The organism is Sandarakinorhabdus sp. DWP1-3-1 (assembly GCF_049896705.1).
Lineage (GTDB): Bacteria > Pseudomonadota > Alphaproteobacteria > Sphingomonadales > Sphingomonadaceae > Sandarakinorhabdus.
Map to the genome: position 1 here is coordinate 690,764 of NZ_JAFCUV010000003.1, position 19,550 is coordinate 710,313.

A 19,550-nucleotide genomic window follows, 5' to 3' on the forward strand; every position below is an offset into this window, starting at 1 on the left:
TGCGATGGGGGCAATGCCTCCCTGTAGCGGGGGCGTGATGAGTTCGGACCAGACGGTGATATGTATCGGCGCGGGCCCGGCGGGCCTGACCGCCGGCTATCTGCTCGGCAAGGCCGGCGTCGCCGTGACCGTGCTCGAGGCCGATCCCGTCTATGTCGGCGGCATCTCGCGTACCGCCACCTGGAAGGGCTTTTCCTTCGACATCGGTGGCCACCGGTTCTTTTCGAAATCGCAGGAAGTCGAGGCGCTGTGGGACGAGCTGCTGCCGCACGATTTCCTGGAGCGGCCGCGCAAATCGCGTATATTTTATAGCGGCAAGCTGTTCGATTACCCGCTGCGGGCCTTTGATGCGCTGTCGAAGCTCGGCATCGTCGAGGCGGCACGCTGCGTTCTTTCCTACGCCCGCGTGCGGCTCAATCCCGGCCCGGCGCCGGCAAATTTCGAGGAGTGGGTGACGCAGCGCTTCGGCACTCGGCTGTTCCAGATCTTCTTCCGCACCTACACCGAAAAGGTCTGGGGCATGAAGTGTACGGAGATTTCGGCCGACTGGGCGGCGCAGCGCATCAAAGGACTGTCGCTGACCACCGCCATCTGGCACGCATTGCTGCCGCAGAAGTCCGACGTGCCGCGCGACCAGATGGTCAAGACGCTCATCGACAGCTTCCGCTATCCGCGCAAGGGGCCCGGAATGCTGTGGGATGCCGCCGCGGCCCGCATCCGCGACCAGGGCGGCAAGGTGCTGATGGGCCAGCATGTCAGCAGTGTGGAGCGGCTTGCCGACGGCCGCTGGCAGGTGACATCGACCACCGCCGACGGCAGCGAACTTGTCCGCAACGCCGATCATGTCATTTCGACGATGCCAATGCGCGAGCTGGCGCGGGCGCTGCAGCCGCCGGTACCGTCGGCCGTGGCCCGGGCAGCCGAAGCGTTGCGCTATCGCGATTTCCTCGTCGTCGCGCTGATCATCAAGGATCGCGACCTGTTCGACGACAACTGGATCTACATCCATGATCCCGATGTGAAGGTCGGCCGCATCCAGAACTTCAAGTCCTGGTCGCCCGAAATGGTCCCGGACGCTGCGCTGAACTGCTACGGCATGGAGTATTTTTGTTTCGAAGGCGATGGCGTCTGGGCCGCCGACGATGCCGAACTCGTGACGATGGCCAGCGCCGAGTTGGTCAAGCTCGGCCTTGCCGACGCCGCCGACATCGTCGAAGGCACGGTCGTGCGCCAGCCCAAGGCCTATCCCGTGTACGACGCCGACTATCAGGACCATGTCGACGTCATGCGCAGCGGTCTCGACGCGCAATATCCGGGGCTGCACCTGATCGGCCGCAACGGAATGCACAAGTACAACAACCAGGACCATGCGATGATGACGGCGATGCTGACCGTCCGCAACATCCTGGCCGGCGAGCAGCTTTACGACGTCTGGCAGGTCAACCAGGACGCCGAATATCATGAAGACGGCGCAGCCGGGACGCAGCAGGCGATCGATCCGTCGAAGCGGCCGGCACTGACCGGCGGCGAGCTTGCCGCCCTGGCCAGCGAGCGCCGCGTCCCGGTGTCACCAGCCATCGCCGTACCGGGCGAATAGCCGTCGCGCCGGCGGCGATCAGATGAACGGCCGACAATCTCTGCGAGATGGCAAGACCGGCGACACGGCAATCGGATCCGTCCCGATGCTTGCCGCCTTGCTGGGCATCGCCGCGCTGTGGCTGACAACGCATTCTTACCAGGGCATTTTCCACGATTCGCGGCTTTACACGCTGCAGGCGCTGTCGCGCTGGTATCCCGGGCGCTACAGCGAGGACCTGTTCCTGGCTTATGGCTCGCAGGATCAGTTTTCCGTGTTTGCCAGCCTGTATGCGCCCGCGCTGGCATTGCTCGGCAACGCTGGTGGCAACATCGCCATGCTGGCACTTTGCGCCGTCGGCTGGGTTGCGGCCGCCCTGTTGCTGGCGCGCGGCTGTTTCGGTGGCTGGCCTGTCGCGCTGGCGGCGGCTGCGACCGCGATTGCGCTGCCGGGCGGGATCGCGTTTCGCTATGCCGAGCCCTATCTGACACCACGATTGCTGGCCGAGGCGCTGACCTTGGCCGGACTTGGCCTCATGATGCGCAGGCAGCTGCTGCCGTCCGTCCTCGCGCTGATCACGGCCATGGCGATTCACCCGCTGATGACGATCCCGGGTTGCGCGGTGCTGCTGGTCATGCAGGCCCGGCAGCACCGCTGGCTTTGGGCGCTGGCCGCGATCGGCATTGCCGCGATCCTGGCGCTGGCCGGGGTCGGCATCGAGCCCTTCTCACGACTGACCGAGCGTTTCGATCCGACGTGGTTGGCAATCGTCGCCAGCCGCAATCCTCATTGCCTCGTTTCGGAATGGGGCGACCTGGAGTGGAGTGCCGCGGCAAACATCTTTGCAGCCGTGGCGGTCGCCTGGTCGCTGGGAAGGCGACAGGCGCGGCCATTGCTGCTGGCGGCAGCAGGGGTCGGTGCAGCGGGAATGCTGATTGCCTGGGTCGGCGGCGATATGATGCGCAACGTGCTGATCACGGATATCCAGGCCTGGCGCTGGACCTGGCTTACCGCCGCGGTAGCGCATCTGTACCTCGGCGCGTTGCTGTTCGACGTGCTGCGCGGCGATGCGCGGCTGTCGCGCCTCGAATTGTTCCTGTTGGCTGTCAGCGTCGTGATGCTCGCGGCATCGCGATTTTTCTATCAGGCCGGTGCGCTGCTGGCGCCGATCATGCTGGTGCTGGCCACGGTCGGGACCTGGCGGCAGCTGTCCGGACGAACCCCGCCGCGATGGATCGCGATTATCGTGATCTATGCCGTCGTTCAGTTGCTCGTGTTCGCCACGGGCGTGTCGTCGGGGGTCGCGGGCATCGACCCCAACGTGATGGCGATCGCGCGCGCCGCAAGTGCTGTGGCGCTGCTGGGTGGCATCCTTGCCCTCGCCGCTGGTCGTGTGACCGCGCCGCCCGCCGTCGTGCTGGTCATATCCGGGCTCGCAGTGTCGGCTGCCGGCATCGCCTGGGACCAGCGGACACTTTGGCGACGATATGTCGATAATGTCCACGAGGCGCCGACCGAGCTTGTCGCCATGCTGCCGAAGACAGGCGGGCTTTATTGGGAGGGTGACATGACGGCTCTCTGGCTGATGCTGCAGCAGCCGAGCTATTTCTCGTGCGACCAAGGCGCCGGCGTATTGTTCTCACGGGGCACGGCGATCTCCTACGCCGCTCGTGCCAGCAGCTTTGGTCGACTGGGCGGGCTCGATTTTCGCCAGTTCGACTTCTGCCCGCTGCCCGGAAAAGCGCCGAGTCCGCCCCGCCGGATCGCCGACCTGGTCGCCGTCTGTCGCCAGGAACCCCGGCTCGGCGCCCTGATCCTGGCCACGCCTGTCGTGGCAGCTCCTGGGCAGACCTGGACGCCGCCGGTGCCATTCGAATTGCCGCTAGGCGATGGCGGCCGCTTCCGTAGCGGCCGATTTCACATCTATGTGTGCGGCGATTATCGCTAGACCCGGACGACGCGCCGGCCGAAACTCGCGCCGGTGAACAATCCGCAAAATGCTTGCGGAAGACTGGCGAGCCCTTCGAAAACCTCTTCCCGGTACTGGACAGCGCCCGACGCGATCAGCGCTGCCAGTTCGGCCTGGGCGGCGGCGAAGCCAGGAAGGTCGTCGAAAACCACCAACCCTTCCATTCGCAGCCGGCGCGTAATGAACTCGCGGGTGTTCTTCAGCCCCGGCACCCGATCGAGCGGCGTATTATAGTCGGCGACCTGTCCCGAAACCACGATCCGGCCGCGCATCTTCATATGCGGCAGCGCCCGGTCGATCATCGCATTGCCGACATTGTCGAACATGACGTCGAAGCCGTCGGCCGCCGCGGCGGTGAACTGCGCTTCGAAATCCGCGGCCTTGTAGTCGATGGCGATGTCGAAGCCGACATCGCGCAGCCACTGGCATTTCTCCGGCCCGCCGGCGATGCCGATAACCGCGGATGCGCCCCACAGCTTGGCGAGCTGCCCGGCGGTGGCGCCGACCGGCCCGGCGGCGGAGGTGACAAGCACCCGCTCGCCGGCCTGCAGCCGCGCCACCCGCCTCAGTCCGAACCAGGCCGTCATGCCGGGGACGCCAAGCAAGCCGATCCAAAGCGATTCCGGCACGCCGAGATCGGGCAGCTTCACTGCATAGCCGCGACCGTTCGACACGACATGCGTCGCCCAGCCGGTCAGCGCGACATGATCGCCGACAGCAAAGCGATCGTTGCGGCTCGCGATGACCTCGCCGACCGAGAAGCCGTCGACCGGTGCCCCGGGCTGCAACGGCGGCGCATAGGATGCGCCTGGCGACAATCGTGAGCGGGTGCCGGGATCGCACGACACGAAATGATTCCTGGCGAGGAACTGGCCCTCGGCAAGCTCGGGGATCGGCAGCCGCTCGACACGGAAATCCTCCGGGCTCGGCGCGCCGTCGATGTGCCGGACAAGCACGATGCGTTCCATTTCGCCTGCCGACATGCCATTCGTCTCCCCAAAGGAGTTCACCATGGACCAACGCATCAGCATCGTCACGCTGGGAACCGACGACCTGCCCCGTGCCGTCGCGTTCTGGGAGGCGATGGGATGGCCGCGCAAGCAGCGCAAGTTCGACGCCATCGCGCTGTTCCAGGCAGGCGGCATCGCCTTTGCGATCTATCCGTTCGACAAGCTGGCCGAAGATTGCGGCATGAGCGACCGGGGCCCGGGCTTCGGCGGCTTCACCATTGCCCATAATGTCGGCAGCAAGGCCGAGGTCGACGCGCTGCTGGCCAGGGCCGTCGCCAATGGCGGGTCGCTGCAAAAGCCGGCGCATGATGCGTTCTGGGGCGGTTATTCGGGTTATTTCTGCGATCCCGACGGCCATCCCTGGGAGGTCGCGTACAACCCGTACATGCCGCTCAACGCCGATGGCAGCGTGACTCTGGCGGATTAGCCGGCCTCGATCTGCTCCTGGAGCAGCGTTAGCGCGGCGGCGGCAAAGGTCAGCATGTTGCGACTGCGGTCGCTGCGCCCGGTTTCGAGGGTGCAGACGCGTGCCGCCGGGCCGGCAACGGCCAGGCAACTATGCCCGGCGGCATCGCCATAGGGATTGCCGGTGGGGCCGGACGCGCCGGTTTCGGCGATTCCCCAGGTCGCGCTGAAGCGATGGCGAACGGTTTCGGCAAGCAGCGCCGCATAGGGCTCGCTGGCCGACTTGAGGCCGCGGACGTGCTCGCGTTTGAGATCGAGCAGGCGATGCCGGGCCCGCGCCGTATAGACGACGGCGCCGCCGAGATAATAGGCCGAGGCGCCGGGCACGGAAAGCAGTGCCGCGGAGATCAGCCCGCCGGTCGAGGATTCGGCGACCGCGACGGTCTGGCAGCGGGCAACGAGCAGCGCGGCAAGGGCCTGCGCCTGGGCAAAAAGTGGTTCCATGCGGCGACTATTGCCGGATGCGGGCGTGCTCGACACCTAGTGAAAGTCACGCGATCGGGGCAGGATGCGCACGTCGCGGGGATGGCGGGCACGGTCGGCGGCGGCGCCCGGATAAGCGCTCGGCTGGTCGGGATGGATGAATTCGTCGGATCGCAGAGGCGCCGGCCGGCTGTCATGGGTTTCAGACAACAGGTCGAGCACGACACTGCGATCGATGATCCGCGTGGCCATCAAGTGAATGACGCCTTCGGGGCTGCGCTGCACCTCGCCTTCAACGACCATCAGGCGCGACGCCATGATCGGCCGCCGGAAAATCTCGAAAAGCCGGGCCCAGATGACGACATTGGTGACGCCGGTTTCATCCTCCAGCGTGACGAAGATGGCATTGCCGTTGCCCGGCCGCTGGCGGACGAGCACCACGCCGCCGGTGCGCACCCGGCGGCCGTTGCGCGAGGCGGACGTCTCGGCGCAGGTCAGCACTCCGGGCAGGTGCGGCCGCAGCAAGGCCATCGGATGCGCCTTAAGCGACAGGCGGGTCATCTGGTAATCGGCGGCGACCTCCTCACCCCGGGTGAGCAGCGGCAGGTCGGCATCGGGCTCCTCGCCCAGCTCGCGGGCGGCAGCAGCGGCGAACAGCGGCAGTTCGCCCGACGGCGTGCGCAGCGCCTCCCAGGCGGCGCTGCGGCGATCGAGGCCCAACGAGCCACAGGCATCGGCGTCGGCCAGGAGCCGGAGTGCGCGATCGGGCAGGCCTGCGCGGCGGGCCAGTGCCTCGATGCTGTCGAATGGCCGGGCGGAGACAATGGCCTCCGCCCAGGCTTTACGAAAGCCGGTGATCTGGCGGAAACCAAGGCGAAGTGCGCCCGATTCGAGGCTGTTGTCCCAACTGCTGGCATTCACATCGATCGGCCGCACCTCGACACCATGTTCACGAGCGTCGCGGACGATCTGCGCCGGGGCGTAGAAACCCATTGGCTGGGAATTGAGCAAGGCCGTGGCGAACACCGCCGGATAACGGCATTTGATGTAGGACGAGACCCAGACCAGCCGGGCAAAGGCCAGCGCATGGCTTTCGGGAAAGCCATAGCTGCCGAAACCTTCGATCTGTTTGTAGCAGCGCTCGGCAAAGTCGCGATCATAGCCGCGCGCAACCATGCCGCCGACCATCTTGGCTTCAAAATTGTGCATGGTCCCGACATTGCGGAACGTCGCCATGGCCCGGCGCAACTGATTGGCTTCGGACGGTGTGAAGGCGGCGGCGGTGATCGCCAGCTTCATTGCCTGTTCCTGAAACAGCGGCACGCCTAGCGTCTTGCCGAGCACTTCTCGCAGCTCGTTCGGATCATAATCCGGGCCCGGCGAAGGATACTCGACAAGTTCGCGCTTTTGCCGGCGGCGCAAATAGGGATGCACCATGTTGCCTTGGATCGGCCCTGGCCGGACGATCGCGACTTGGATGGCGAGATCGTAGAACTCACGAGGCCGCAGTCGAGGCAGCATATTCATCTGCGCTCGGCTTTCGACCTGGAAAACCCCGATGCTGTCACCTAGACACAGCATGTCGTAAACGTCAGGAGCGTTGCTCGGAACCGTCTGCAGGTCATAATGCCGGCCATGATGTTCCGCGATCAGGCGAAAGGCCTTTTCGATACAGGTCAACATGCCGAGCGCCAGCACATCGACTTTCATCAGGCCGAGCGCGTCGATATCGTCCTTGTCCCATTCGATGAAGGTGCGTTCGTCCATCGCCGCATTGTGGATCGGTACCGTTTCGTCGAGCCGATCGTTGGTCAGCACAAAGCCACCGACATGCTGTGACAGGTGCCGCGGAAATTGTAGGATCTGATTGACCAGGTCGGCAAGCCTGGCGATTTCAGGACTGGCCGGATCGAAGCCACTTTCGACAAAGCGCTGCTGCTCCATCTGGCTGGCAAAGCTGCCCCAGACCGTCCCGGTCAGCCGTGTCGTCACATCCTCGGACAGCCCAAGCACCTTGCCGACCTCGCGCACGGCACTTCGCGGCCGATAATGAATGACGGTGGCGGCGATGCCCGCACGGTCGCGGCCATAGCGGCGATAGACATATTGCATCACCTCCTCTCGCCGCTCGTGCTCGAAATCGACATCGATATCCGGCGGCTCCTTGCGCTCCTCTGAAATGAAGCGTGAAAACAGCAGGTTCTGTTCGACCGGATCGACAGCGGTGATGCCCAGGATGTAGCAGACCGCCGAATTGGCGGCCGAACCCCGGCCCTGGCACAGAATGCCCTTGTCCTGGGCGAAAGCGACAATGTCGTGGACGGTCAGAAAATAGGCGGCATATTCGGCCTTGGCGATAACGGCGAACTCTTCGTCGAGCAGCGCTACCACCTTGGCCGGGATGCCGTCGGGCCAGCGCTTGAAGGCTTCGCGCAGGGTCAGCGTTTCCAGCCAGCTTTGGGGGGTATAGCCCGGCGGCACCGGTTCGTGCGGATATTCATACCTTAGGTCGTCGAGCTTGAACTGGATGCGGGCGAGGATATTGGCGCTTTCAACGATTGCCTGTGGGTGACCGCGGAACAGCAGCGCCATCTCCTCCGCCGATTTCAGCCGGGCCTCCGCATTGGCAACAAGGCGCCGGCCGGCCGCGGCCAACGTGCATTTTTCGCGAATGCAGGACAGTACGTCATGAAGTCGGCGCTGCTCGGCAGTGGCATAAAGCGGCGCATTGCTGGCCAGCAGCGGCGTGCCGGCGGAGGCTGCCATGCCGGCCAGCCGTGCCAGCCGACGCGCGTCGACCCCCAGCCGCAGCATGGTGGCGCCGAGCCAGACCCGCCCCGGCGCCAGCTGCGCCAGCTCGTGCAGGTGCGGCACCGGGCCTCGCGGTGGCGGCATGACGATCAGCAGCAGGTCCTCGAGATGGTCGCGCAGGTCGGCGAAATGGAGGATGCAATCGCCTTTTTCGGTGCGGCGGTTGCCCAGCGTCAGCAACCGGCACAGCCGCCCCCAGCCATAACGGGTGGTGGGATAGGCGACGATGTCGGGGGTGCCGTCGGCAAAGACCAGCCGCGCCCCGACGACCAGCTTGAACGGTATCGGGCCATGGTCCGCAACCGCATCGCGCAACGCCGCCCAGGCACGGACGACGCCGGCAACGGTGTTGCGGTCGGCTATCCCGATGCCGGCATGGCCGAGCGCGATCGCCTCCGCCACCATGTCCGACGGCGCCGAGGCGCCGCGCAGGAATGAATAGTTGGTCGCCGCTGCCAGTTCGGCAAAGCCGGTCATGCGAACAGCCCGTGGAGATACCAGCCCGGCATCGCCTTTTCAGTGCCGTAGAGCCCGTGCCGGAACAGCCAGAAGCGGCGGCCGTCACCATCCTCGACGCGGTAATAGTCGCGGGTCAGCCCGGCGCCATCGGCGCGGCGCCACCATTCGGCGGCGATGCGTTCCGGGCCTTCGTGGCGGGCGACCTCGTGCAGGCGGCGGCGCCAGCGAAACCGCCGCGGCGGACCATCCGGGACTTCGGCGATGACATCGATCGGCTGCGGCGGGTCGAACAGGTGGATCGGGCGTTCGGGTGGTTCGCCATCTGCAGGCGCTGGCCAAGGCGCGCCGCCGATATCGGCAAATGCCAGGTCGAACGCCGCCTGTTCGGGGATATGGCTGTCGCCGGGCACCAGTCGCCGCACCCGCGCACGGCCGAGCCGGGTCGCCAACCGATCGACCAGTGCGCCGATCTCGCCATCGGCTAGCGTACCGCCCTCGAGCATCAGCTGGGTATCGGCAAGGGGCGCCACCACCGGCACCTCGAGCCGTATCATGTCATAGCCGAACCCTGGATCGAGCGGATCGGCAAGCGACCCGATCCGTTCGCGCAGCAGCCGGATGAGAATCTTGGGGTCGCGTACAGGCGCCGCTGTATCGACCGCCAGTCGCGCAACATGGCCATCACTGCGGAACAGCGCGACCTCGAACCGCCGGCCGCCCTCGGCCCGCACTGCCAGTTCCATACCGGCGCGCACCGCCAGCGCCTCGATGACGGCCAGCGCCGCATCGGCCTGTGCCAGTGGTGCCGCAAAACGCTGGATTGCCGCCACCGTCGCCGCGCTGCGCCGAGGCGTGACATGAGCATCGATTTCACCCAGCAGTCGCGCCAGCAGCATCACCATGTCGGCGCCGAAGCGGGCGGCCAGTGCCGGGCGATGCTGGCGCGCCACATCGCCGATGCGTTTCAGACCGGCGCGGCGCAGCGCCAGATGCGTTGCTTCCGGCACCGCCAGCACCGTTACAGGGAGATCGTCGACATCGGACATCTGGTGCTGTGCCAGCGCCAGCGCCGCATCGGGCGTGTCGGCAATAGCCGGCAACGCCGTCAGCCCCAGCCGGACAATGCGTGTCAGCATGTCGTCGACCATTCCGGGTTCGCCACCGAAGGGGTGGGTGCAGCCGGTGATATCGATCACGATGCCCTGTGGCGGCACCGCCATTACCATCGGCGAATAGCGGTCGCAGCCGTCGGCAAGCCATTCGAGTAGCGCCAGATCTGCGGCAGGATCATCGTTGATCGCGACCAACTCAGGCAGCCGCGCGCGCGCATCGGCCAGCGCCAGCCCGGGCGCCAGCCCTTGCGCGATGGCACGGCTGTCCAGCGCTGCCAGCACCAAGCTGCCACGATCCTTGGCAATCAGCGCAAAGGGGGCCTCAGGCGGCGCGACGCCGCGCTGCCGGTACTCGCGGCGCACGCGCTCGCTCGGCAGCAACGGCAGGTGCAACGCCAGGTAGCGCCGTGCCAAAGGCTCTGCGATCACGATCCCACTCCAATCGGGTTGAAAATCCGGCGATGCCGCCACGGTGCCGCAACAGGGTCACATCGAATGCCGGCATGCCCGGCGTGTTGGCGGGCAACGCCGATGACAGTGCCGTCGCCACTTGCCAGCGGCTGCTGGCGGCCGAAGGCGGCGGGTCGCCGGTCCGCAGCAGCAATGTCGTAACCCCCGATCGCGCCGCCCCCAGCGCCAGCCGCCGCGTCGCGGTCAGATCGAGCGCTGTCGCCTTGCCCCAGGGCTCGATGATGACGGTCGCCACCGCGGCACAGGCCACCGCATCGGCGCCGGCGCGCAGCACCGCCAGCGTATCGGGTGCCTGCACCAGCAACAGCCGTGCCGGATCGAGGCCGAGATCGGCCAGCCCCAGGCCATAGGGCCGGCCGTTGATCCGGGCCTTGTCCTCGCGCAGCCAGATGACCGGGCCAGGCCGGGCGCTGCGCAGCGCCAGCAGCAGTGCAAAACCCGCAGCCGCCGGCTCATCGCCCTCTCTCGCTGCGAACACCTCGTGCAGCGCCGCCGGTGCCAGCCCACCGCCCAGCCGCGCATCGACATCGGCACAGCCGAAGCCGAAACGCAGCCCGGCGTCAGGCACAGGCTCGGCGAGCGTAGCCATCGCGACCAAGGCCGGGGCAAGAGAGGAAAAGCTGGTCATATGTTCTTGTTTCGTTCTTATTGTGGCCGCGCCTCGGCCAGAGTCAAGCTGAGGCTGCAAGCTGCTATGAAGCCAATGGAAACGGCCCGAATCGGGCCGAATGACTTTATCGGACAACCGGCGGAATTGCCGTCCAGCCGCCGCCCAACGCCTTGAAAACGGCGATCTGGCTGGTGGTCAGCGCGGCATCGCTCTCGGCGAGCTGGGCGTCGGCGACCGCAAGCGTCCGTTCGGCATCGAGCACGGCGAGGAAGTTTTCGGCACCCGCCGAATAGCGCAGGCGGACAATGCGCGCCGCCTCCCCGCTCTGGTCACGCGCGGCGCGCAGTGCCTTGTTGCGGTCGATCGTGCCGGCATAGTCGCTGAGCGCGGTTTCGGTTTCACGCAACGCTGCCAGCACGGTGCCGTCGAAGCTGGCCAGCGAGCCTTCGGCGCTGGCCTCGGCCTGGCGGATGCGGGCGCGGGCGGCAAAGATGTTGGGGAAGCTCCAGCTGATCAGCGGCCCCAGGCTGAAGCCGAAGCCCTGGTTGCTGAGCGCGGCGCCGGGGGTGACGCCCTGGCCGGTGACCGAGCCCCCAAGGCTGATCTGCGGATACAGCTCTGCAGTGGCGACGCCGATGCGCGCCGTGGCGGCAGCAAGGTTGCGGTCAGCCTCGCGGATGTCGGGCCGGCGCTTCAGCAGCGCCGCGCCGTCGCCCGCCGGCAGCGGCCGCGCCAGCAGTGGCGGTGCCACGCAGGCAGCGGCGCGCGGGTCGGCCTCGGTCGGCGGCTTGCCGGTCAGCACGGCGAGCCTGAACAATGCGCTGCGCCGGCTGGCAGCAAAGGCCGGCAGGCTGGCGCGGGTGGTTTCGAGCTGCGATCGCGCCCGTGCCGCATCGAGCGGCGAGTCGCGACCGGCGGCGACGCGGCGTTCGGTCAGGGCGAAGCTGTCGGTCTGGATCTTCAGGCTGCGTTCGGAGACGGCGAACTGGCGCGCCGCCGAACAGGCATTGGCATAGGCGCGTGCGGTCTCGGCGGCGACGCTGATCGCCACCGTGTCGCGCCGCGCCGCCTCCGCCGCAGCGTCGGCGCGTGCCGCCTGGATGCTGCGTCCCACCCGGCCGTATAGGTCGATTTCATAGCTGGCGTCGAAACCGAGCCGGTAGAATTCGCTTTCGAACGGCACCGGCCCGGCGACGGTCGCCACCGATTGCCGCGCCTCGACCGCGCTGCCACTGACGGTCGTTGTCGGCAAGCGCGCCGTGCGCGCTTCGGACAATATGGCACGGGCACGGCGCAGGTTGGCCGTTGCTACGCGCAGGTCGGTGTTGGCGGCAAAGGCCTGGGCAATCAGGTCATCGAGGACCGGATCGTCATAGAGCCGCCACCAGGCGTCGGGCGTCGCCGCACCGCTGGCGACCATCGGCGTCGCCGACTGGAAGCCTGCCACCACGGGCGTCGATGCCGGACGATAGTCGGGGCCGACCATGCAGGCCGACAGCAGCAGTGCCGCAAGCGGCGCGAATCCGGTGCGGCGCATCATTCGGCCGGCGCCGTCTGCGGCGGCAGCGTCCGGGGGGTCCGGTGGCGACTGCGCACTTTCTTGGCCTTTTCGGCGGCCCAGCTGGCGATGACATAGAACACCGGCGTGAACAGCAGGCCGAAGATCGTCACGCCGATCATGCCGAAGAACACCGCGGTGCCGAGCGCCTGGCGCATCTCGGCGCCCGGGCCGGAGGCGATGACCAGCGGCACCACGCCCAGAATGAACGCAAAGCTGGTCATCAGGATCGGCCGCAGGCGGGTGCGTGCGGCTTCCTCGGCGGCGGCATGGCGCTCGGCCCCGCGATCCTCCGCCTGCTTGGCGAATTCGACGATCAGGATGGCGTTCTTGGCTGCCAAGCCGACCAGCACCACCAGGCCGATCTGGGTCAGGATATTGTTGTCGAAGCCACGCAGGTTGACACCCAGGATGGCGGCCAGCAGGCACATCGGCACGATCATGATGACCGCCAGCGGCAGCACAAGCGATTCATATTGCGCGGCGAGCAGCAGGAACACGAAAACCACGGCAAGGACGAAAACGATGCCGGCGGTGTTGCCCTGCGTCTTCTCCTGATAGGCGAGTTCGGTCCATTCATAGGCAAAGCCCGCCGGCAGCAGCTTGTCGGCAAGCCCTTCCATGCTGCCGAGCGCCTGCCCCGACGAAAATCCGGGCAGCCGGTCGCCCTGCAGTTCGGCCGCCGGAAACAGATTGTGCCGGACGACGCGATACGGCCCGCTGATGTCCCGCAGCGTCGCCACCGATCCCAGGGGCACCATCATGCCGCTGCTCGACCGGACCTTCAGGTTGGTGATATCGGTCGGATCGTTCCGGAACGGCGCATCGGCCTGGGCAGTGACGCGGTAGGTGCGGCCGAAGAGATTGAAATCGTTGATATAGCTCGACCCGAGATAGACCTGCAGTGTGGAGAACACCGACGACGGCGATACCCCGAGCAGATCGGCCTTTTCCCGGTCGATATCGGCATAGACCCGCGGTGTCCCGGTGTTGAACAGCGTGAAAACCGAGGTCAGGCCCGGCGTCTGGTTGCCCGCCATCATCATGCCGAAGGTCGCGCCTTCGAGCGCCTGATAGCCTTTGCCGCCGCGATCCTGCACCATCATCTTGAAGCCGCCACCAGTGCCGACACCGCGGACCGGCGGCGGCGGTATGACCAGCACATTGGCGCTGGGGATGCCGCCGAGACGCTGGCGCAAGTCGTTCAGGATGGTTTCGCCGGTCTGGTTGTTCCTGGCGCGCACCGGGAACGGGTCCATCTGGATGAAGATGGTGCCGGCATTGGGGGCGTTGGAGAAGCTGGCGCCGTCGAGCCCGGCAAAGGCGACCGCCAGTTCGACGCCCTTGGTCGCAAGCGCGGTCTTGACCGCCGATTTGACGGCGGCATCGGTGCGTTCCAGCGACGATCCCGGCGGCAACTGGACAACGGCGATCAGATAGCCCTGGTCCTGCGCCGGGATGAAACCCGCCGGCGTCGCCGTGAAGCGCCACGCCGCCAGCGCCAGCAACCCGGCATAGACGACGAGGACGATCGCGATGGCCCGCACGGCCCGCGCCGTGATACGGCCGTAACGATCGGACAGCCATTCGAAACCGCGATTGAAGCGGTCGGCGAACAGTTGCGGGTAGCGGCGCCAGCCGGTGGCGACGTGATGGGGTTCATGGGGTTTCAGCAACAGCGCCGCGAGCGCCGGCGACAGCGTCAGCGAGACGATGCACGAGATCAGCGTCGCCGACGAGATGGTCAGCGCGAACTGTTTGTAGAACTGGCCCGAAATGCCGCTGATGAAGGCGGTGGGCACGAACACCGCGCACAGCGTCAGCGCGATGGCGATCAACGCACCGCCGACCTCATCCATGGTGCGATAGGCCGCCTCGCGGGGGCTATGGCCGGCCTTCAGCTCCCGTTCGACATTCTCGACGACGACGATCGCGTCGTCGACGACGATGCCGATGGCCAGGACGAGGCCGAACAGCGACAGGTTGTTGAGCGAATAACCGAAGCCCGCCATGACCGCGAAGGTGCCGATCAGCGAAACCGGGATGGCCAGCACCGGGATGATGGCGGCGCGCCAGCTTTGCAGGAAGATGAGGACGACCAGGACCACGAGCACGATGGCTTCGACCAACGTTTCCTGGACGCTTTCGATCGACGCGCGGACATATTCGGTGGGATTATACGGGATCGAATATTCCAGCCCGACCGGAAAATCCTTCCGCGCATCCTCCATCGTCGCGATGATCGCATCGGCGGTGGCGAGCGCGTTCGATCCCGGGCGCTGGGTGATGCCGATGCCGACCCCGGCAACGCCGTTGACATAGGCGTTGGTGCCGTAATCCTGGGCCCCGACCTCGACGCGGGCGATGTCATTGACCCTGACAACGCGCTGGCCATCGGCCTTGATGACGACATTGCCGAATTCCTCGGGTGTCGTCAGCCGACCCTGGGTCTGGACGTTGAGCTCGAAACCCGAGCCGCCGCGGCCGAACGGTGGCGCGCCGATGCTGCCGGCAGCAACCTGGACGTTCTGGGCGCGCAGCGCGGCGGCGATCTCGTCGGCATTCAGCCCACGCGAAGCAGCCTTTTCAGGATCGATCCAGATCCGCATGGCATAATCACGCACGCCGAAGACGTTGATGCCGCCGACGCCGTCGAGGCGTGCCAGCCGGTCCCTGAGCAGCAGCGTGGCATAGTTCGACACATAATCGGTGCCGTAGGTGCCGTTCTTGGAGCTGAGGAATACCACCAGCAGGATGTCGGGCGAGTTCTTGCGGGTGGTCACGCCCAATTGGCGGACGGTGTCGGGCAGCCGCGGTTCCGCCGAGGCGACGCGATTCTGGACAAGCACCTGGGCGTTGTCGAGGTCGGTCCCGAGCTTGAAGACGATGTTGAGCGTCATGCGGCCGTCGCCGGTCGACGACGAGGTCATGTAGATCATGTCCTCGACGCCGTTGATTTCCTGTTCCAGCGGCGCGGCGACGGTGTCGGCGAGGACTTCGGCCGAAGCGCCGGGATAGGATGCCGTTACGGAGATCGTCGGCGGCGCGATCTCGGGATATTGAGCGACCGGCAGCGACGGATAGGCGACGATCCCGATCAGCACGATCAGGATGGAGATGACGCTGGCAAAGATCGGCCGGTCGATGAAGAATCGCGAAAAGCGCATCGTTCAGCCTCGCGAGCCGGGCATCGGACGCGCGACGGACATCACTTCGCGACACTCCGGGCGTCGCTGGCCGATGTCGCCGGTGGCTCGATGATCGCCGGCGGTGTCGGGCCGGTACCGGGCGCCGGCGGCACCACCTTGCCGGGCTTGACGCTGACCTTGGTGCCGGGGCGGGCACGCTGGACCCCCTCGATGATGACCCGGTCGTCGGTCTTCAGCCCCGAACGCACGACACGCAGGCCGTCGACGAGCGGGCCGAGCTGCAGCACCCGCGGCGCGACGACGTTGTCGGGACCGACGATATAGGCGACCTTGCGCGTCTGGTCGGTGACGACGGCATCTTCAGGGATCAGCATGCCCGAATAGGCACCCGAACCGAGCAGGCGCATGTGGCCGAAGAGGCCGGGCGTCAGGAAGCCGGTGGGGTTGCGCACGACGGCGCGGCCGCGGATGGTGCCGCTGCCCAGGTCGATGGCGTTGTCGACAAAGTCCATCTTGCCGCGCCAGCGATATTCGGATTCGTCGCCCAGTCGGATTTCGACCGGATTCGGTGCCACACGCGATGACGGGCGCGTGCCGGCCTGGTTGGCGCGCTGATATTTGAGGTACACGGCCTCGGATCCGGTGAAGACGAAATGGATGGGATCGAGCGTCACCACCGTCGTCATCGGCGTCGTGCCGGCGGTGACAAAGGTGCCGACATCGACACGGCGATCCGACATGCGGCCCGAGATCGGTGCCGTGACCCGGGTGAAGTTCACGTCGAGCGCCCGGGCCTGGACCGTGGCTTCGGCCGACGCCAGCGCCGCCTGCGCCTGGGCCAGCGTCGCCTGGTCGGTATCGAATTCGAGACGACTTACGGCGTTTTCGGCCAACAGCCTTTCGGTGCGGGCAAAGGTGGCGCGGGCCAGCCCGGCGGTGGCGCGGGCGCGCTGCGCCTCGGCACGCGCCTGGTTCAAGGTCGCCTGGAACGGCCGCGGATCGATGACAAACAGCAGGTCGCCGGCGCGGGCGAATTCGCCATCGCGGAAATTGATGCTCTGGACATAGCCGGACACGCGCGGCCGTACCTCGACGCTCTGCTTGGCCTCGAAGCGGCCGATATAGTCGTCCCAATCGACGATCGGCTTGATCAGCGGGGTGGCGACGGTCACCAGCGGCGCCGGGCCGCCCGGGCCACCGGGACCGGCGGCTGCAGCACCGCCTTCCTTTTGGCCGCACGACGACAGCGCCATCGCCAACGCCAGCATGATCATTGTCGCCGCGCCCAGTTTCATCCGCACACCCTATTTGAGCCTTAATCAGCTTTACCGATATTGCGCTGCAGCGTCCATCGGAACACTGTGATTGTCATGTACTTGCAACAAGGGCTTTATCGTCCTGGCTCGAGACCCGTACGTATCGCATTCGACATGGACGACACGATGCTTGGCAATTGCGGTCGCGTCGGCCAAGCAGAACTGATGCGCCTTGCCATGCCCCGCCGCGAGTTCGCCGTGCTGTTCGCGGTGCTGCTGACCGTCGCCGCCGGCAACACGGCGCTGCAGACGGTTCTGCCGGCGATCGCGCGCGTCATCCGCATTCCCGACCTGCTCGTCGCCATCATCTTTTCGTTCTCGGCGTTGTTGTGGACGTTCAGCGCACCCTATTGGGCCCGCCAGTCCGATATCCGCGGGCGCCGCCGGCTGATGGAGGTGGGAGTCATCGGCTTCGGCGTGTCGATGCTCGGCTGCGGTATCGTGATCCTGGCTGGGCTGAAGGGCCTGCTGGTGCCGGTCGCGACCTTCGTGCTGTTCGCCTCGCTGCGGTCGCTGTTCGGCATCTTCGGATCGGCGTCGAACCCCGCTGCCCAGGCCTATGTCGCGGCGCGGACCAGCGAGGCGGAACGGACCAACGCGCTGTCGAGCCTGTCCTCGGCGTTCGGGCTGGGCACCATCATCGGCCCGGCGCTGGCGCCCCTGTTCATCATCGGCGCGGTCGGGCTGGCCGGGCCGCTGTTCGCCTTTGCCGTTATCGCCGTCGGCGTCCTGTTCGCCGTCCGGCGCTGGCTGCCCGACGATGATCCGACGCATTTTCCGGGGCTTATCGGGGCCCCCGCTGGCGCTGTGGTCGAGCCGGGGCGGATGCACGGTGCGCCTGCCAGCGAGCCGTCGGTATCGGGCGGCGCCACTGGCGGCAGCCTGCAGGCCGCCGCCGCCGGCCGCACGCCGCGGCTGTCGTGGCGCGACCCGCGTATCCTGCCCTTCATGATCTTCGGCTTCTGTTCAGGGTCGATCCAGGCGGCGACCAGTCAGGCGCTCGGCTTCCTGATCATCGACCGGCTTCACGGCAGCGCCATCGCCGCCCAGCAGGAAATCGCCATCGTGTTCATGGCCGGCGCTGGCGCAACGCTGCTGGCCCAATGGGGGCTGATCCCGCTATTCCGGATGACCCCGCCGCTGCTGATGCGCTGGGGCACCGCCGTCGCCGCGCTGGGCACCGCCGGCGTGGCGCTCAGCGGCAGTTTCCATGGGCTTGTCGTCGCCTATGCGCTGGCGTCGCTGGGTTATGGCTTTGCCCGGCCGGGGTTCACCGCCGGCGCCAGCCTCGCCGTCGGCCGTGACGAGCAGGGCGGCGTGGCCGGCGCGGTGACCTCGATCAACGGCTCCTGTTTCGTGCTGGCGCCGGCGATCGGCATCGGGCTGTACCAGGTCGGCCCGACCCTGCCCTATGCGCTGGGCGCCGTCGCGCTGGTCGCGCTGCTCGTCTATGCCGGTGCCAGCAAGGCGCTGCGGACCGAGCCGGTGCTTCACGACGAATAGCCGATTGCCGGCTCCATAACGCGCTATATAATGCGCTATGGAGGCAACATGATGCAGACCGACATAATGGCCGAGTTGGGCCCGCTATTCCTCGGCAGCCGGCTGAAACGCCTGGCCGAACGGTTGCAGGCGGGGGCCGCAAAGGCCTTTCGCGATGCCGGCCATGACGTCCAGCCGGGCCATATGCCGCTGCTTGCGGTGCTCGATCGCTATGGGCCGACGACGGTCAACGCCCTGGTCACGGCGATCGGCGTCAGCCAGCCGGCGGTGACGCGCAACCTAGCCGGGTTGGTATCGCTCGGCCTGGTCGCCAGCGGTGCCGCTGCCGCCGATCGCCGGCAGCGGACGATCACGCTGACGCCGGCGGGAAAGGCCTTGCTCGCCGACGTCAAGCAGACGGTCTGGCCGCGGACCCATGACGCTGTCGCAGCCATGTGCGCGCCGCTGTCGGGGCCGCTGCTCGACCAGGTGGCCGCACTGGAGGCGGCCCTGGCCGAACGACCGCTCGACGCGCGCATCGCCGCGCTGCCGGCGCCATTGCGGCTGGTGCCGTACAGCCCCGCCATCGCGGCGGAATTCGGGCGCATCAACAGCGAATGGATCGCCGAAATGTACACGCTGGAGCCGCACGACCGCGCCGTGCTCGGCGATCCTCAGGAGCATATCATCGACCGCGGCGGCGATATCCTGTTCGCGGACAGCGAAGGGCTGGGCATCGTCGGTGCCTGCGCGCTGATGCCGTCGGGCGGCGGTGCCTTCGAACTGACCAAGATGGGCGTGTCGGCAACGGCGCGCGGCCGCAAGGTCGGCGAATTCCTGCTCGCCGGCGTCATCGCCCGGGCCCGTGCAATGCACGCCGAAGGCCGTCTGGCCGAGCTTTACCTGCTGACCAACACCAAGTCGGCGGCGGCGATCCACCTGTATAAAAAGCTCGGTTTCGAGCACAGCGCCGAGATCATGGCGCGGTACGGTAGCCGCTATGCACGCTGCAACGTCGCCATGCGCTTCCCGCTCTAGCGTCGGTTCATGGCGGGCTCCCTGCGCGCGTGGCTCCTGCCAACGGCGGGGGGCAGCGGCGCCCCGTTCCCTGCCCCGATAACGCATGAAAAAGGGGCCGC

The 19,550-nt window shown here is 66.8% G+C and carries 13 protein-coding genes; 5 read left to right on the forward strand and 8 right to left on the reverse strand.

Features of this window, described 5'->3' with window-relative positions:
- Positions 1 to 37: 37 nt before the first annotated feature.
- A complete protein-coding gene (locus tag ACP7AI_RS16840; RefSeq protein WP_426169872.1) occupies positions 38 to 1,597 on the forward strand; it encodes an NAD(P)/FAD-dependent oxidoreductase in 1,560 nt (519 codons plus the stop codon).
- Entirely contained in the window at positions 1,533 to 3,524 is a 1,992-nt protein-coding gene (locus ACP7AI_RS16845) for a hypothetical protein (protein WP_426169875.1), read from the forward strand. Before ACP7AI_RS16840 ends, ACP7AI_RS16845 begins: the two co-directional genes overlap by 65 nt.
- On the opposite strand, the gene ACP7AI_RS16850 is transcribed toward ACP7AI_RS16845, so the two are convergent.
- A complete protein-coding gene (locus ACP7AI_RS16850) occupies positions 3,521 to 4,528 on the reverse strand; it encodes an NADP-dependent oxidoreductase (RefSeq protein WP_426169877.1) in 1,008 nt (335 codons plus the stop codon). The genes ACP7AI_RS16845 and ACP7AI_RS16850 overlap by 4 nt on opposite strands.
- A gap of 28 nt (positions 4,529 to 4,556) precedes the next feature.
- On the opposite strand from ACP7AI_RS16850, the gene ACP7AI_RS16855 reads away from it, so the two are divergent.
- Entirely contained in the window at positions 4,557 to 4,982 is a 426-nt protein-coding gene (locus tag ACP7AI_RS16855; protein ID WP_426169880.1) for a VOC family protein, read from the forward strand.
- On the opposite strand, the gene ACP7AI_RS16860 is transcribed toward ACP7AI_RS16855, so the two are convergent.
- From ACP7AI_RS16860 to ACP7AI_RS16890, 7 genes are all read right to left on the reverse strand, one after another.
- A complete protein-coding gene (locus tag ACP7AI_RS16860; protein ID WP_426169882.1) occupies positions 4,979 to 5,464 on the reverse strand; it encodes a CinA family protein in 486 nt (161 codons plus the stop codon). The two genes, ACP7AI_RS16855 and ACP7AI_RS16860, sit on opposite strands and share 4 nt — an antisense overlap.
- Before the next feature lie 36 nt (positions 5,465 to 5,500).
- The gene (locus ACP7AI_RS16865; RefSeq protein ID WP_426169885.1) at positions 5,501 to 8,731 is read right to left on the reverse strand and encodes an error-prone DNA polymerase; all 3,231 of its coding nucleotides are present in this window, start codon (positions 8,729 to 8,731) and stop codon (positions 5,501 to 5,503) included.
- Positions 8,728 to 10,254, reverse strand: coding sequence for a Y-family DNA polymerase (locus tag ACP7AI_RS16870; RefSeq protein WP_426169888.1), 1,527 nt, complete (start codon positions 10,252 to 10,254; stop codon positions 8,728 to 8,730). The genes ACP7AI_RS16865 and ACP7AI_RS16870 overlap by 4 nt, the downstream gene beginning before the upstream one ends.
- Complete coding sequence (locus ACP7AI_RS16875; protein ID WP_426169890.1) at positions 10,148 to 10,924, reverse strand: ImuA family protein; 777 nt, start codon at positions 10,922 to 10,924, stop codon at positions 10,148 to 10,150. The genes ACP7AI_RS16870 and ACP7AI_RS16875 overlap by 107 nt, the downstream gene beginning before the upstream one ends.
- A gap of 106 nt (positions 10,925 to 11,030) precedes the next feature.
- Complete coding sequence (locus ACP7AI_RS16880; RefSeq protein WP_426169893.1) at positions 11,031 to 12,446, reverse strand: efflux transporter outer membrane subunit; 1,416 nt, start codon at positions 12,444 to 12,446, stop codon at positions 11,031 to 11,033.
- The gene (locus ACP7AI_RS16885) at positions 12,443 to 15,631 is read right to left on the reverse strand and encodes an efflux RND transporter permease subunit (protein WP_426169895.1); all 3,189 of its coding nucleotides are present in this window, start codon (positions 15,629 to 15,631) and stop codon (positions 12,443 to 12,445) included. The genes ACP7AI_RS16880 and ACP7AI_RS16885 overlap by 4 nt, the downstream gene beginning before the upstream one ends.
- 41 nt (positions 15,632 to 15,672) lie before the next feature.
- On the reverse strand, positions 15,673 to 16,908 hold the full coding sequence (locus tag ACP7AI_RS16890; RefSeq protein ID WP_426169898.1) for an efflux RND transporter periplasmic adaptor subunit: 1,236 nt from the start codon (positions 16,906 to 16,908) through the stop codon (positions 15,673 to 15,675).
- A gap of 186 nt (positions 16,909 to 17,094) precedes the next feature.
- Between ACP7AI_RS16890 and ACP7AI_RS16895 the strand changes: the two genes are divergently transcribed.
- Together ACP7AI_RS16895 and ACP7AI_RS16900 are read left to right on the forward strand one after the other, a co-directional pair.
- Positions 17,095 to 18,432, forward strand: coding sequence for an MFS transporter (locus tag ACP7AI_RS16895; RefSeq protein WP_426169901.1), 1,338 nt, complete (start codon positions 17,095 to 17,097; stop codon positions 18,430 to 18,432).
- Positions 18,433 to 18,480: 48 nt separating this feature from the next.
- Positions 18,481 to 19,449 (forward strand): bifunctional helix-turn-helix transcriptional regulator/GNAT family N-acetyltransferase, encoded by a 969-nt coding sequence (locus ACP7AI_RS16900; RefSeq protein ID WP_426169903.1) that lies wholly within the window; start codon positions 18,481 to 18,483, stop codon positions 19,447 to 19,449.
- Positions 19,450 to 19,550: the final 101 nt, after the last annotated feature.